Below are 15,003 nucleotides of genomic sequence, written 5' to 3'. Positions count from 1 at the left end.
TCCACTACAGACACGCAAATCAACAAAAGGAGCGTCGTTAGACAGCTAGTCCGTCCAGCGCGTCTCGGTGAGTTCGGACGGTTACGGTTGAAACGTTCGCGACCTCTGCGACGTCCGACTGTGAGAGCAACTGGCCCTGTTCGCACCCCGCTTTGTACAGGCAGGCCGCGGCGAACCCTGACGGGCAGACACCCGTAGTGACTCCCGTTGATTCAGAATCCTCCGCCAACCTCCGTGCTCGTTGCCGAATCTGATCTGGGACATCGAGTTCCGAGGCCAAACGCGGGACGAACGCACTGGGCGTCACAGGCTTGGCCGGGAGGCCGAGTTCCGTATTCAGCGTCTTGTACGCGTTCGTCACGCGCGACTGCTCAACGCGCGCCGGATCGGTAACGTCATCGAGGGTTCGTGAGAGCCCGTCGCACCGACAGGCGCCGTAGACGCTCGCGGTGGCCATCGCTTCGATCGACCGGCCCAGCAGGAGATTTTCGTTCTGAGCGCTCCGGAAGAGCTGGCACGCCTGGTCACGAATCGTCTCGGACAACTCGAGTGCGCTCACGATCCGGCGGACCTCACCGAGGCCGTGAGCGAGGTTGCGCTCAGATTTCGATTGAAATCGACCGCGTTTCTGCTCCCGTCGCATCCGGGCGACCTGCCGCCGCCTCCGCCCGGAGAGTGTATTTCCATTCGCATCAGCCCCACGGCCCATTTCGGTCGATAGGCCTCGGTCGTGCCGCGCCACCGTGAGCGGCGCACCCGTCCGTTCCCGCTCATCGTTATCGTATGCCCGCCACTCCGGTCCGTGGTCGATCTGGTGCTCATCGACGACAAGGCCACAGTCCTCGCAGATGGTTTCGACCGCGTTCGTGGTAACCCGACCGTCGCATTCGGGGCACTGCTTTGCACTTGAGTCAGTCTGGACATCTTCGTCGAACGTCGTCTCGTAGATCTCTCTGGTTGCCATGATACTCACGAGGGACAGTACAATGAATCGCGCCTCTCAGAGCGCCCCTCACCCGTCAGGGGTAGATAAACACCGAGCGGTACGGAGCCGGCGCAGTGCGATGCTGTGGCGAAAGCCCGGCGGCTCTGTGAGCCGCCCGGAACGTGGAGGTTGGGTGGGGCGGCGGGAAGCGGGTGAACGGGCATTAGCAAAAAAGAGAGCCGCGTTAGCCGACTACTCCCACCACTGACCGCGCTCGGGGAACAGCACTGTGCTCCACCCGGTCAGGGCCACTGAGACGCGCCCTTGATACCAGTTCCGCGCCGCCCCGTGAATCCGCACACGCTCACCTTCCTCCATCCATGGTTGGTCGCTCGCAACCCAGGACGTGAACTTCGTTCGTCCGCTCTCGTCCTCGATGAGCCCGACTTGCCGAATCGCTGATGAATCCGCATCCCACAACTGGGTCACAGTCCCTTCGATGCTCACCTCCTTTCGATTCACGTCCTCGACCTTCCCTATCGGGATCACCTGGCCCGGCGCCGTCTGGAGCTCCTCGAACACGCCGACGACCGCACTCATCATGTCCTTCCCGGCGATGACCGCCTCGGCCAGCCGCCGACTGATCGCCGCCCGCGACCAGCCATCCAGCTTCTCGGCCAACCGCATTGATTGTTCGTTCACAGCCGCCAATTGCTCCTGTTCGAGTTCCACACGCGGGTCGGCCCGTTCTGGGTCCGCCATCGGGTCCACGCTCGCTCGCCGCTTCTGGAACTCCGTCCGCCGCTTCGCACTTCGTTTCGCCGCGATATCTCGCGTCCGCTTCTCCCGACCCTCCTGCGTTCCGAGTTCGGCCTGGGCACTGATACGCTCCAGCTCAGCTTCCCGCGCCTTGATGCGCTCTTCCTGTTCGAGGGTCTTCCCGAACATGTGATCCGGTCCTTCCTCGACTCGCGCGTCCGGATGGTTTGAATCGACTTTCGCCTGTACTTCCATGTCGACCGTCGCCTGGAACTCCGGGGTCTCGTCGACGACTTCGAAACCGTCCTCATCGACTGCTCGTTCGTCCGCTTTCTCGAATGCCTGTTCATCAACCGAAACTACATCACTGGTAACGTTCTTACTCGACATTGGGATCTCAATCCTGAAGGCGCTCACTCGGCGTCTTCTTTCGACACCACGACTCTCCAGCCGTGGCTGTCCACAACGACCAACTCACCCATCGCGCGCTCTCGCTCGCGCCTTCGCGAGCGCCCCTGGGCGCGAGCGAGAGCGCGCCCAAGGAGGCCACCCAACCAGCACCGCGCGCCGACCCGCCCGGAGCGAGCGTCCAGCGGGATATGCCCGTTCGTGTCCGGCCCGGTGCGCGGGACCGTGTCCAGGGCGACTGTCGGGAGCACGGCGAGCCTGCGGGGTGGCTCGCCGCGCGCAGCGGCATAAAGCGCTGGAACGCGAAAGCCCGCGAGGGGCGCAACCGACGGGGATACCCGCTGGCGCCGAGGGCACATCCATTTTAGCCCGGAACGGGCGGGGGCGGTGTGGAGAGCGCCCGCATGCCCGGAATGGTCGGTCGCGAGCGACGCGGAGGGCGGCACGCGGCGAGCGGGGCGCGCCGGAAACGAACCACCCGCCCAACCGAACTCGACGTTCGGTGACCCATCCAACCGCCTGGTGGAATTAGAAAGGGCGAGGCCGTCTCGGTCCTCCCCCGACCCCGCAAGCACCGCAGGCACGAGGCGCGCAGCGGCGGTCGCGGGATGCCGAGCGGTCGAGGGCTTTCAAGGGGAGCGTCTCAGCTATCCTGTTCTGCGTTTAACTCCCGGAGGAACCAGCCGGCGGCCGTTCCGATCCAAACGCCGTCAACGGGACGCATATCTAGGTCTGTGGCGGCCGTTCGATGGGAGAATTGGTCCACAAGAATGCGCCTGATCACCTGTTGGACCGCCTCTTCCCCGTACTGGTCAACGATCGCCGCCATGGCCGAATCAAAATAGGCGTCCTGGTGGTTCTCACGGGGGTCTTCCAAGCGTGATAGTAAGAGGTCACAGACGTCACCGACCGACGTGTGAGCGGGGTTCCCTGTCCGTTCTCGGACGTCATAGAGTGCATCGGCGTCTGTCATTCTATCTGGCCGTATCTGGCAGTCCGACGGTGGTATCGATTCCTCTGGGTTGGGACGTATTCACAGGGATTACTGGGAACAGACACACTCGTGCTGTAATGATGCATAATCCAGAATATATCGGTGGACTGCGTCGGCAAGCGACAACATCGCGTCGGCTTGCTCGGCGCTGGCGACCGTCTCGCGATAGTACACTTCGGCCCGGTTCTGTTTCCAGAGTTGGGTAAGCCGATCGGCGAACTCCTCGCTGAATAGATTCACCACCGCACCTTGCTGGTACACCGCCGTATGTTCGTAGCGTAGGTCCTCTCCAGAGGCGTGTCCCCGGTGCAAGAGATAGAACTGAATGCTGCGCTCGACAGCGACGAACGATGCCTCGATGACGACTGTGTAGTACCCGTTCTGCTCGCGGAGCGTTCGCGCTGCTTCGAGGAGTCGGCAGGCCTTCCGCAGTTGGACGAGAGCGGCGTCAGAGACATCTAGATCGGATTCACCTGTTTGCCCGCGGGTCTGCCGAAAGGCTGCTTCAGCATCGGTGAGCGTATCGTCGACGTAACTATCGTCCATTCGTCAGTACCTCCGCTTTGAGCTGTGTAAGGGTCTCGGATGCTTTGAGCGTCAGGCCGGTGGCGAAGATTTCGCGCAGCCGATCCCCGTAGCGGCGTGCGCTCTCGACGGATTCGGCGAGCACGTGGAATTTGTAGCGGTCACCAGCGAAGGCTTCCTCGTTCAATTCCGACGTCAGTTCGTCGGCGGTTTGCTGGGCTGTTGCCTGCGTGCCGTCGACGAGGACGAAACAATCGATATCGCTTCGTCGGTCGGCGTTCCCACGAGCAACACTGCCAAAGAGGACGATTCCGTGGATATCGTCGACGCTGTCGGTCAGCCTCGCGACGAGTTCCCGGACTGGGGCGTGAAACTCGTCCTGTGGAATCTGAATAATTGGGTCGTCGGGCTTGCTGAGCCGGGCACGATTGATGCGGACGAGCTTTTTCCGCCCGGCGTGCTCGATATCGACGAAGCCGACCGCCTCAAGGTCGTCGATGGCCGACGAAATACTTCGGTGGGGATGGTCCGTCGCTCGGCTCAGATCTCGAATTCCGAACGCTGTATATGGATTGTCGACGAGCAATGCAAGTACCTCCCCAGTACAGGCGTGACTGAAGAGGCCGGTAGACGGGACTGGGACTGGCAGCTCAAGTGATGCGCCCCTTTGGATATTTTTACTGCCCATGGATAGAATTACTCTCCAATGCCTAAATAGGCTACGGGAATAGCTTTCGACCGTCCGATTGCGATAACTGACGAGTGTCTACTAGCGGGGCATATTCAAATCGCTTGCCTACTCGATCACGTGTGCGTCGAGATCTCGTGTCCAATACGTTGCGGGACCACCAGGACTGCATCGCGCACAGAGGTGCAACGTCCCCTCGAGATGGCCGATTGCCACGCAGAACGAGGTGAGGGCTGGGAGAGCGTCGACGACGAGTCCACAGCCGTCGCAGGTGCAGTGATCGAGTTCGTCAGGATCAGATCGCTCTTGGATTGCACAGTCGACGCAGATTGGATGGGTGACGAGTTCGTCTTTCCCCCAGGTGCGGGCCTCACCGGTTTCCGAGTCGGGGAGTGCATCGCAGAATGCACACCCGGAGAGCGTCTGCTGCATTACGCGTCCTCCTCACCGTCGTCGCGAGCGGCCGTCCACCCTTGATGGAAGACAGCCAGCTGTTTGATTGAGTCGAACGCCTCGCCACTTGGCTCGTGAACGAGCACTCGTTGTTCGGCGACCGGGATGACTACATCGTCCTCGATGAGATCGCCAACGAGGTGTCGGGCAGTCGCCTCATCGATGTCCGCCGTTGTGGCGCGGGCAGCATCTCGATCTTGTGCGACCAATTCGGCTTCAAGTCGTCTGTGATCGGCAGCCGTGTCGTCGATTGCATCTGGACCAGTCATGAGGAATCAGTTCGGGCACGCGTTACGAGCGCGCCTCGCGCCTCACGGCGCCGACAAACGTACTGCTGGAAGCACGGCCGGTTGGGAGGCAACGGAAAATAGCACTAATACTGGCGGTTGTTAACCAACAGACCAACCGAGAGACCGACGGCTGTTGGTTAACAGCCGCCGTTTTGTGAGCCCGTTCGCAGCTGCCGCGTAGGCTTCACCCTGAACGTATCGGGTTCGTCGACGGTCGTTGGATGGCTTCGGGTCGTCGCTAGTGATATCGAGTTCGTGAGTCGGTCGATCAATTCGTCGCGAACAGCCTGCCGGCTGATGGTTGTCTCGTGCCACCCGTGTCTCTCGTCGTAGTGCCGTTTCCGGAACATCTCCCCGACGTCGTCGACAGCGATGAACTGCGTTCGCTTCGCTCCCCATACGTTCGCGGAGACGTACTCCGCACCCACCTCCTCGTGAGTGAGCTCGACGAGGACGCACTCGACGAGTGAAACGATGGAGATCTGACTTCTGTCGTTGGGAATCGTCATCTCGAGATCTGCCCACGGCGCTTTTGCTTGCTCTGTCTGCTCGTTACGTAGTCGTGATTGCTGTCGCTCGTGTTCTAAAGACATAGTAGTTCAGCGGGCACTCACTGCACCCCCTCACCCACCTGGGGGTGACAAACTCCACCGCGAATCGCTTCGCGATTGAGTCCAAGGGTCGATACCACGGTCTCGCTGGTGCTGTCGCTCAGAATGCGTATGTTGCTCTAGGGCAGTTCGAAAATCCCGTCACCCCTCCCAGGGATGAAAAACGCTCCGTCGCGGTTCCGGCGTTACTTTGAGCCATTCCCGAACAACCGTTTCGTCCGCCCCCAAACAGACGTTGTCTCTGACTCCTCATCGCTCTCGCTCGCAGTGACCGCTTGCTCTTCGTGGGTATGCCCTTCCTCTCGGTCACGATCTGCAAGTTCGGCTGTGAGACGCTCGATCTCTGCTTCGAGTGTGTCGATACGCTCGTCCTTTTGTTCGAGCGTTGCCTCGAGTTCATCGACACGGTCGGTCAATAGTCGGTTCTTCTCGATCAAATACGCGCGACTGCGGTTCGAGTCGTCACGTCCGGCATCGGTAGTCGACGTGCCTGAACTGACGTGGGATTGCGTGGACTCCTCGCCAGAGTCCGGATCATAGAACTCCGAGGTGTTCGCAATCGCTCGCTCGATGGTCTTCTCCCCGTACGTCGATCCATCGGCGTAGTGGACATCGTCCCACTTCTCTCGGAGAAGCCCTGACTGGCGGAAGAGCTGATCTATCCGCGTGTGGTCGCCGCCGGTCCAGAACGCCAGCAGATAGCAGAGTGCCATATCGGCTTCCGACTGACTGTCGTATCCGACCGTGTTCCCGTTCCAGAGCCGCTCGAACTTCGTCCCGTTCGACGCGTTCGTTGCCTTCTCGAGAAGCTCCTTGTCCTCGAGGTCAACGTCAACCCCGCCTCCACCGTTCGTTGCTGATTGGTCGTCAGTAGCGCCACGTTGCCCGGACTCGGCCTTCACATCGCTATCCGTGTCTTGGACGTACTCGCGATGGATCGCCACGAGCGCGTCTTGTCGGCGCGCGACGTGAGTGGGTGTCTCGGCGACGTGGTCGCCCGTGACGGTGAAGAAGCGCGCGGTATCGTACAGTTCGAAACTCCCGCGGCGGTTCCGGCCCTCCGGTAGTTCTCCGGTGATGAGCACGTGGTAGCCGGTTCCGGATGGCGAAATCTCCGTATAGGAGTCGAGTCGCTCGATGATGTCCAGCGCCGCGTCGTCGACGTCCCCGGTCTCGGGATCGCGGCAGTCATCGAGATCCACACCAACAATTGGATCATCGTCAGTAAAGACGAAGCCAACGCCATCAGCATTCCCTGTTTCGACGTACTCGAGTGCTGTCTCAAAGCTGTCCCACGTATCTGGATCCGTTGACGAGGCGAATGCTCCTGTCCCTGGCGTCACCGGTATCTTCGTCTGTTTGCCATCGCGCTCTTCTTCTTTCCAGCATACCCACTGCTCGCGTTCTCGCAAGCTAGCTGGCAGCGTTGCTATGTCGATTGAGGTGTCAGAACTCATCGTTAATCTCTCCGAGGACCACCGACTGAATCCTCCGAACAAACTATATCATAACCTCGATACGACTGCCGATAATTGATATGCTGTCCGACCTGCCTGTCCCCGCACCGTTCTGCGGATGGAACCCAGTGTATACTAGTTGGTTTTGGTCGGGGATGTTGCGTGGACAGCACCCCCGTCATGCGATTTTGCGTGGACAGCTGTGTCCGTGGAGATTCCTTGGATGGACAGTCTGCGTGGACAGGTGAAGCAAATGCTGGATTCTGGCTGTGTTGGGGGCTATTTCGGAGAGAATCGCAGACTAGATGCCATCGAACAGGAATACCCTTAGAATCGCTATTACAGTATATCATATTTCTGGTGTATATCATTGGTCGAGGAGTTTCTTCCCCTCTGTTGTCAGGGTGAGCCCGATGTAGAACTGTACGCGGTCACCGTCCACTCTGGACCGGTCGGTATCGAGGTCGACGACGTTCCGCAACTTCCGGGTGAACCAGCCCTTGGTTGTCCCGTCGATCTCGTGCTGGTCAGTCCAGGTGGCGTACGCCTGAAACAGATCATCCTGTGGAACTTTGGCTCCATCGGCCTGCCTGACGTACATCGCTGTAAACGCTTCAACACCGTCGCCGTCCGGGTCGATGTCCATCGATTCGTCTTTCGATGGCGAATCAGATGCATCGGCATCTAGTGGAGCATCCCCAATAGGGTCGGTCGTCGAAACCTCGACCCGGCCTGAATCACCGGTGGAATCGTCCGGCCACAGCTCCTCGGTGTCGGGGTTCTCGGACAGCGCATACGTCTCGCCATGCTGGAAAATCATGGGACTGCCGTCGGCTGGGAGAATCAGTATGATGTAGCTGTCGCGCGAAACGTCTGCATCTGGTAGATCGACGTCGGGGATGAATGGGCGTTTAATCGGGGTCCAATCCGCCTCGAAACCGTCTTTCGAGTCATAGACGCAGGTATCTCCGGGTTTGTGGACGGTGTACTGGCCGGTTTCTCGGTCGTGGCTGTAGTAGGCCGGAACGCCGTCTTTGGAAAGCGTTCCCTCGTCTGGAACGCGAGCGAACTCCATCTCGCCGTCTGAAAGCACGCGCTCGTCAGCGTCTCGCGTCCAGACAGTCCGATTTGTGTCTGCGGTGCGTGGCCGAACAGCGGTTACCCCACCGTGAGCCGTCGCGCCACCGCCGAACATCACGATCTCGTCGCGATTATAGAACTGCTCGGTGCCGTCGGCCCGCTCTTTCAGCGGCGGCGAGAGGATGTTCTCGATTCGCTTGGCCCACTTCGTGTCGGAATCACCAGGACGGACGACGAAGAGTGGTATCCGGTCGGCCTCGTGGGCTCGTTTGAGGTTCTGCAAGACTTTCGCGGGTCGGTCAGGTGTCGTCGTCTCGGCCTCGATATTGAACACGCCGTCGTGGTCTGGGTGGGTCGCGGTGGCGTCGGGTTGCTCGCTCCCGTCCTGTTCGAGGATATCGACGCTAAACCCGCGCTCGGTGAGCGCCGTCTCGGTATCCATGAGTACTGCATCGTGGCTCGTTCCTCCTGCCGATCCGACAGCCCCAGTCTCAGGTTGTACCGTCGTTTCCCCCTCGTCGGAGAGACGGGCGACGATGTCGTCGTTCTTCAGTTCGACTTCGAGCAACCGTGACGTTTCACGCACGTCCGGCAAGTCCTCGTACTCAAAGTTAATGTCGGGATGGCTGTTCCCAAGGCGTACGGAGAGTTCTTCGTCGACGGCGGTGACGTCTACCCAACCGTTCTCCGTCCGTACGTCCTCCCGTATTTGCACTGCGCGAATCGCCTCCGCCATCGTTTCATCCAGTATCTTCGTCGGGTTCACTGCTTCGTTGGCGTCGCTGTAGATGAGGTTCTGCATAATCTCAGCGTCGGTCAGCGGGTCGGTCCCGTACCGGTCTAAACTCTGCTCGATGATATCGTCGACCGCATCAGCCGACCGAAGCGGTGGATACGGCGGGAACGAGCGGAGAAGGACGGGCTCGGAGTACCGCCCGCCGTCAAGTGGCAGTTTCGTCCAGGCCTGGTATTGGTCGGTCGAGATGAGGTCCTCTGCCGTGTAGTCTCGGAACCGCTTCATCAAGAGCTGGGCGTCGTCGACGTCGTTCACCGAGAAGGCGATGAGGTTGTCGCAGTTGTTCTGCATCGCCTTGAGCGTATCCTCGTCGAACTGCGACGGGTACTGGGAGGAAAGCGTCACGGAGAGACGCATCGACCGGGCGCGGGCGAGCATCGATTCGATATCGAGATTGTCGCTAGCGATGTCGTCAAACTCGTCGCAGAGGACGAAATAGGGGTCTGGGTCAGTATCACGTTCGTATGACCGTTGCTGAATTGCACTCCAGAGGTTCCGCATTACACCGAGCGTGACCATCTTCTTGATGTCCGTGTTCTCGACGGGCGTGCGGACGATGACGATTCGGTCGTTGTCGATGATGTCGCGGAAATCGATCGTGCTCTCGCGGTGGGAGATGATTCGCCGGATGACCGAATTTTCGACCCACGATTTGATCCGCTTGAGCAGCGGTCGGACTGTCTCGTCGTCCATCCGTGCGATTTCGAGGCAGAATTCACGCACATAGGGGTCGTCGACGTCGAGAGCAAACTCTTCGCGTCGCTCGGCGTTCAAGAGGGTGAAGTACATATCGATCACCGAGAACGGTTTCTCGGACTGCATCATCGCTCGCCCCATCGACTCGGTGATCGACTCCATGTTGATCCCCCAGTACTCGTCCGTATCGAATATCGCCTTCAGATTCTCAATGCGATTCTCAATCTCGTTTTCGCGTTCCTCCTCGGTGTTGCAATCGGGAACCTCGAGGAAGTTCAGCCCGACCGTCTTATTGTGTTCTGACGATCCTGGCTCGATCCAGACGACGTCGTCCAGACGGTCTTCGGGGAGCTTCCGCAGGAGTTCGCGGGAGTCACGACCTTTCGGGTCGAAGTATACGAAGCCATAGCCTGCATACGCCCATTGGACCATCATGTTCAGGAGCTCCGTGGTTTTCCCATAGCCGGTGGTGCCCGTAATCCAGATATGCCGGAACAGCGACTCGAAGCGGAGCGGTGCTTCACGGAATCCACGTTGGGCGTCCTCGTCGTAGCCAATCCAGAGCGGGGCGGGCGAGGTGTCGACACCTGATTCGAACATCTCGCGGACGTGCGAACCTGCGACAGTTCCCTCACTGGCCGTTTCGGTGATGACGGACTTCCCACCGATGTAGGCTGTGTCCAGCTCACTGATATTGTATGTCTCGCCGAGCCGGGTCTGGGAAGCCGCTGGTGAATCGGACGTTGAACGCGCGTCTCCGTTGGTTTGTGAATTGGAACCTACTTCCTCGTCTTCTGTGGGCTTCTCGGACGCTGGGGGTGACTCCTCAGAGTCGCTACTGTTGAAGAATCGGTCAAACACCATTGTGTCCTCTGTTGTCAGCATTGCGTTCGTTGGCATCTCCGCTGTCGGTGGGCGGTTCGTATTGGCCTGCGTCGGCGGGCACGCGGTCACCGCGTTGCGTGTAGCGCCAGTCGATGTTCGGCGTCTCGATTTCGTTGTTCGGGATGTGGGCGACGCCGGCAAGTTCGTCGACGGTCATGATCATGCGCCGGTCGGTCCATTCGCGATCGGCCATCCGGGTGACGTGCTGACGGAGTTGACTTGCACGCTTGCCGTCCTTCCGATGCCACACCGGCGTATCGTCGAGACCCTGCTCGGTGATCGCGTTGTAGTACTTTCTGAACATCCCGGCCACCCCACGGGCACGGGCCTCGGCTTCGTCCTTATCTGATGAGATCGCGACTACACGGATGTTGACGTGGAACGCCTGCTGGCCGCGCTGCTGCTCGATGGTTTTCGCCGCTTGCTTGTCCTTCTCGCTCGCTGGCCGCGTGCGGGGATTGAGCCAGCCGACCGACGTTCCCTGTCGAAGCGCGTGGGCGAGGTCGTCGACGCTGTTGTGCTTGAACCGGTCGCCACCGGTCCAGGACTGCTTGGCCGGTCGAAAGACGACCTGCGTGACAACCTTGCTGTCGTCGAGCGAGAGCATCTCGCTCGTGATCTCGCCATATGGATCCGTCTCCCACTCCTCGCTGTTGTGGTGGCGAATCGGGTAATAGGGGAGCTTCTCCATTTCGAGCCACGCACCGGCGACGTACTCGTCGGGCTCGATGACGGGGAAGGCAGATCCTCCCTCGACGGGGAAGACCTCGCTGTTGGCGTAGTTGTTCCCGACACGGCGGCGGAACTTGTCGGCGGCCGCCTCGGTCGCAGCGTGCATATAGAACTTGATCTTCCCCTCGTCGAACCAGACCTCGAAGGAGTGGTGGTCGCTCGTGTTCTTCCCCCGGAAGTTCGTCGTCACGTCGTGAACTGACTGGAGCAGTCCGGCACCGTCGACGACTCCCTGATTCTCTTTGAACGGACGAATCCTGAGCAGGATACCCGGCGCACTCTCCGGGTGCTGGACGAACGGCTCTTCGAACTCCAGCTGTGTTGCGTCGTACTGCGGGTTGCCACCCAGGAGTTGACTAAACATCGTCGGTGCCCTCCTCATTGGACTGGACAGCGTCGTCTCCACCGTCAGCGAGGGCGGACGTCTCTACCGTACCGTTCCGCCGTGCGTTCGCGACGACCGCTTCGATGAGCTCGTCCTCGGTGAACCCCTCATCAAGAATGCGAGTGGCCTCTTCCTCGCAGAGGTCGTAACGGTTGGTGAGCGCGTTCATCTGCGCCTGATCCTCCACGAACCCCTCGAAGTCGACGAGGTCCTCGGGCTCAGCACTAATGGTCTGCTGGATGAACTCGCGATCGTCGGGTTCGTAGTCAATGACGCGCTTTTCGAACTCGTCAGCGACGACGTGCAGCGGGTACGTGCCGTGTTCTTCGACACGGACGAGTGCCTGACTGTATCCGAGGTCCTCCTTGCCTGCGTCGGCCCCACGGACGTACTGGCGCTGTTCGCGCGTGAGCCCGACCTTGTCGGCTGTCTCGTCGTCCAAGTCGGGCAGTTTGTGGAAGACTTTGATGGGGCACATACCGAGAATCTTCTCGGCCTGGTCGGTCTCGTAGAACTCCTGGGCAGTCTGGGACAGCAGTACCATCCGCAGGCCGGCGTGGCGCTGGTGGCGGAACGCCGTTTCGAGGAAATCGAGATTCGCCTGATCCTCGAACAGATAGTGGGCCTCGTCGATGGCGAGTTCGACGTTTCGATCGGTCTTTTTCGCCTGCTGGTAGACCGTCGACAAGAGCAGCTGCATCAGGAACGTCTGGCGGTCGATTCCCGACGCACTCCCCTCGATCTGCCCGAGATCGATGTAAACGACCTTGTTGTCGCCTTCGAGGATGTCGATCTCCGACCGTTCAGAGAGGTTGGCGTACGCGCCACCATCACGGAACGGCTGGAATGCAATGGCGAGCTCGTCGGCGTACTTTGCGGCGCGCTCGCGGGCAGATTCGGACGCTGCGATGTTGTGCTCGTCGGGATGGTCGGCAACATCCGCGAGGATACGATGGACGTCCGTCATCGTCGGCGAGTTCTCCGGGGTGTGAGTGCTGACGTCGTCCTCGACGACACCGGCCTGTCGGTACGCCTCGTCGATGACGTACGAGAGAACGCCCGTTTCGGTTCCGAGGTTGATATCGCGAGCGGTCAGGAAGTTCTCGAGGACGGCGTAGATCTCGTCTTTCTTCGCGGACAACGGTGAGATACCGTCCTCGGATTCGAGCACCTCCTGGGGCGTCTCACGGATCTCCAGGGGATTCAGCTGTGTGTCGCCCCCGACAGAGATCGTCTTCGCGTTCAGCGCGTCGGCGATGCCTTTGAACCCACCAACCGGGTCGATCATCACGAGCATCGTCTCCTGCTGGCGCTTCATCATCCGCAGGTGGCGCATGATATCCCCGAACGTCTTCCCCGCACCGGGCATTCCGACGACGAGTTCGCTATGGCCGGTTTCGAGCTCCCAGGGATTGATCTGGACGGGTGACCCGTTGTGGCCGTGGTAGCCGTACTCGACGCCCTCGTCCATCATCATGTAGTTCGATGAGAAGGGGAACATCGCGCCGACCGCCTGATTCGTGAGTGTCGACATCCGATCACGACCAAGCTCATTCCGACCGAGGGGTGAGACAGTCGCAAGGCCCTTCTCTTGCCAGCGGTTCGCCACCTTGAGCGTACAGTTCGCTGGCGCGTCCTTGACAATCGAGCGCAGGCGCGTCGATTGGTTATCGAGTTCCTGCTTGCTCTCGGCAGAAAGCCGGATGAAGACGCCGCCACGGTAGAACGACGCTTTGTTCGCCCGGACGAGTGACCGCATGAATTTCCCACGGTCGATGTCGTCTTGGAGGTCTTCGGCTTTGAGGCTGTTCGAGTCGTGCTGGTTGACCTTCAAATCCGAAATCCAGTCGGCCATCATGTCCTCGGCCGACTGGTTGTCAAACGGATCGAGATGGATGCTGATGTCCGTCTGTAGGTCAGTCTCCAGCAGCAATCGCTCGAGCATCCCGTCGGCAGGTTTCTCCGGGAACTGCTCGATCCAGAACGTCCGGACGTACGTTTCGCCGTTGATGACGGCGTAGGTCGTTTCCCAGTCGACTGTCGACGGCGCGATAATTGATTGGTGAATCGTCGACGTGTCGTCAAGCCGGTCCTCGTAGGCGATATCCGTCTCGTCATCCGTTTCTGACGCCTTGCTGTCCTCACCATCAAGGTCATCGACGGAGACGTCCCACTTGTCGCTCTCCTGGTCGTGACTGTTGGTCGTAGTGTCGCGTTTGCTGTACTGGCCGTTGTCAATTGCATCGACGACGTCATCCGGGTCGGGCGTCGACGGCACGTCATCGCTGATGCCGTGTGCGACGACCGGGAACGTGCCGATTGCGTCAGTGATATCGCCGTATTCCTCGGTGTGCCCCGTCCAGTATTCCTTGGTCACACGAGTGAGATCGTAGGCGTCGACCGGGCTGACTGAGCAGCGGTAGAGCGAGGACCCCCCGCGGCGAATCTGGCCGAGGCGGGACTCTAGCTTGTCTTCTTTGAGGCGGTCGCGTTCGGCCTCGGAGAGACCGTCGGACTGGAATCGACCAAACACGCGCCCCAGGACAGGGATGTCGGCGAGGTAGGCGAGGACGCTGTCACCGGTTTCGTCGAGCTGTTCGACGTCGGCGTCGCGAACGGCGGTGATGATGTAGTATTCGCGGATGGTCGTGCTTTCGGAGTCGATATCGCCGTTCTGGTCAGTGTTGGTGGTGATGTACTCTTCGAGTAGCCGTTTGAGGACGGGCCGCGAGCGGACGTCGGCGTCACCGAGGCGACGCTGGTGGTCGCGGACGACATCGTCCTGGTCGACTTCCCGGCTAGTGAGATAGAACTTCACGGGGAAGTCGATGGTCGCGTTGACAAACTCGGAGAGTGATTGGACGGCTTTCGCCCACGCCTCGTCGTCTTCGAGCGCCATATTCGCCGGTTCGACTTTCATTGCGCCGACGAGCGCGCCGTCTGACCGCTCGATGGCGTGCGGGAAGACCTGCCCAACGCGGGTCAAGTAGCGGACCTCGCTGTTATTCTCACCGTGCGTGTACTCCTTGTTCTTGACCGCCCAGCCGAGCCGGGCGGCCAGCCACTCGGTCAGCCAGAGGTAGGAGGGCTTCACCTTGTGGAGTAATCCCAGGAGGAGTCCGAGCATAATACCGAACCCGAGGATTGGGATCGTGAAGGTAGCCGGGACGAGTGCTGCGCCGATGAGCGTGACGAACGCCACGCCGACGAACAGCATGATCTCGCCGATGGTATACCCCTGGAAGAACGCGGTCGTCCCGCCGAGAGATTGATGAATTCGTCGTGCGCTGTACTCGTGATCGTCAGTGTTTGTACTCAT

12 protein-coding genes are annotated in these 15,003 nt (G+C 60.1%); all 12 read right to left on the bottom strand.

Going from position 1 to position 15,003, the window contains the following annotated elements:
- Positions 1–37: 37 nt before the first annotated feature.
- Positions 38–964 (bottom strand): transcription initiation factor IIB, encoded by a 927-nt coding sequence (locus DPQ64_RS11775; protein WP_115864524.1) that lies wholly within the window; start codon positions 962–964, stop codon positions 38–40.
- A gap of 213 nt (positions 965–1,177) precedes the next feature.
- Positions 1,178–2,074: a replication factor A gene (locus tag DPQ64_RS11770; RefSeq protein WP_115864541.1), complete on the bottom strand. Its 897-nt coding sequence runs from the start codon at positions 2,072–2,074 to the stop codon at positions 1,178–1,180.
- Between the two features lie 661 nt (positions 2,075–2,735).
- A complete protein-coding gene (locus DPQ64_RS11760) occupies positions 2,736–3,065 on the bottom strand; it encodes a hypothetical protein (RefSeq protein ID WP_115864523.1) in 330 nt (109 codons plus the stop codon).
- 69 nt (positions 3,066–3,134) lie between these two features.
- Positions 3,135–3,632: a hypothetical protein gene (locus tag DPQ64_RS11755; protein WP_115864522.1), complete on the bottom strand. Its 498-nt coding sequence runs from the start codon at positions 3,630–3,632 to the stop codon at positions 3,135–3,137.
- Complete coding sequence (locus DPQ64_RS11750) at positions 3,622–4,197, bottom strand: nucleotidyltransferase domain-containing protein (protein WP_198662111.1); 576 nt, start codon at positions 4,195–4,197, stop codon at positions 3,622–3,624. The genes DPQ64_RS11755 and DPQ64_RS11750 overlap by 11 nt, the downstream gene beginning before the upstream one ends.
- A gap of 210 nt (positions 4,198–4,407) precedes the next feature.
- Positions 4,408–4,731 carry a DUF7558 family protein gene (locus DPQ64_RS11745; RefSeq protein WP_115864520.1) on the bottom strand — a complete coding sequence of 108 codons (324 nt, stop codon included), beginning with the start codon at positions 4,729–4,731 and terminating at the stop codon, positions 4,408–4,410.
- Entirely contained in the window at positions 4,731–5,021 is a 291-nt protein-coding gene (locus DPQ64_RS11740) for a hypothetical protein (RefSeq protein WP_115864519.1), read from the bottom strand. The genes DPQ64_RS11745 and DPQ64_RS11740 overlap by 1 nt, the downstream gene beginning before the upstream one ends.
- 158 nt (positions 5,022–5,179) lie before the next feature.
- Entirely contained in the window at positions 5,180–5,635 is a 456-nt protein-coding gene (locus DPQ64_RS11735) for a hypothetical protein (RefSeq protein ID WP_115864518.1), read from the bottom strand.
- A gap of 203 nt (positions 5,636–5,838) precedes the next feature.
- Positions 5,839–7,110 (bottom strand): phage NrS-1 polymerase family protein, encoded by a 1,272-nt coding sequence (locus DPQ64_RS11730; RefSeq protein ID WP_115864517.1) that lies wholly within the window; start codon positions 7,108–7,110, stop codon positions 5,839–5,841.
- Positions 7,111–7,477: 367 nt separating this feature from the next.
- Positions 7,478–10,546, bottom strand: coding sequence for a TraM recognition domain-containing protein (locus DPQ64_RS11725; protein WP_368276081.1), 3,069 nt, complete (start codon positions 10,544–10,546; stop codon positions 7,478–7,480).
- On the bottom strand, positions 10,536–11,663 hold the full coding sequence (locus DPQ64_RS11720) for a hypothetical protein (protein ID WP_115864516.1): 1,128 nt from the start codon (positions 11,661–11,663) through the stop codon (positions 10,536–10,538). Before DPQ64_RS11720 ends, DPQ64_RS11725 begins: the two co-directional genes overlap by 11 nt.
- Positions 11,656–15,003 carry a VirB4 family type IV secretion system protein gene (locus DPQ64_RS11715; RefSeq protein WP_115864515.1) on the bottom strand — a complete coding sequence of 1,116 codons (3,348 nt, stop codon included), beginning with the start codon at positions 15,001–15,003 and terminating at the stop codon, positions 11,656–11,658. Before DPQ64_RS11715 ends, DPQ64_RS11720 begins: the two co-directional genes overlap by 8 nt.

The sequence above is a fragment of the Halorussus litoreus genome (assembly GCF_003382685.1).
In the GTDB taxonomy this organism is placed as follows: Archaea; Halobacteriota; Halobacteria; order Halobacteriales; family Haladaptataceae; genus Halorussus; species Halorussus litoreus.
Note: the sequence above shows the minus strand (reverse complement) of the source record. Positions and strands in the feature narration are given on the sequence as shown.

Coding starts and splice junctions, on each gene's coding strand:
- DPQ64_RS11735 (WP_115864518.1), bottom strand. CDS start 5,635: ATGTCTTTAGAACACGAGCGACAGCAATCACGACTACGTAACGAGCAG.
- DPQ64_RS11775 (WP_115864524.1), bottom strand. CDS start 964: ATGGCAACCAGAGAGATCTACGAGACGACGTTCGACGAAGATGTCCAG.
- DPQ64_RS11755 (WP_115864522.1), bottom strand. CDS start 3,632: ATGGACGATAGTTACGTCGACGATACGCTCACCGATGCTGAAGCAGCC.
- DPQ64_RS11770 (WP_115864541.1), bottom strand. CDS start 2,074: ATGTCGAGTAAGAACGTTACCAGTGATGTAGTTTCGGTTGATGAACAG.
- DPQ64_RS11720 (WP_115864516.1), bottom strand. CDS start 11,663: ATGTTTAGTCAACTCCTGGGTGGCAACCCGCAGTACGACGCAACACAG.
- DPQ64_RS11715 (WP_115864515.1), bottom strand. CDS start 15,003: ATGAGTACAAACACTGACGATCACGAGTACAGCGCACGACGAATTCAT.
- DPQ64_RS11730 (WP_115864517.1), bottom strand. CDS start 7,110: ATGAGTTCTGACACCTCAATCGACATAGCAACGCTGCCAGCTAGCTTG.
- DPQ64_RS11745 (WP_115864520.1), bottom strand. CDS start 4,731: ATGCAGCAGACGCTCTCCGGGTGTGCATTCTGCGATGCACTCCCCGAC.
- DPQ64_RS11760 (WP_115864523.1), bottom strand. CDS start 3,065: ATGACAGACGCCGATGCACTCTATGACGTCCGAGAACGGACAGGGAAC.
- DPQ64_RS11725 (WP_368276081.1), bottom strand. CDS start 10,546: ATGGTGTTTGACCGATTCTTCAACAGTAGCGACTCTGAGGAGTCACCC.
- DPQ64_RS11740 (WP_115864519.1), bottom strand. CDS start 5,021: ATGACTGGTCCAGATGCAATCGACGACACGGCTGCCGATCACAGACGA.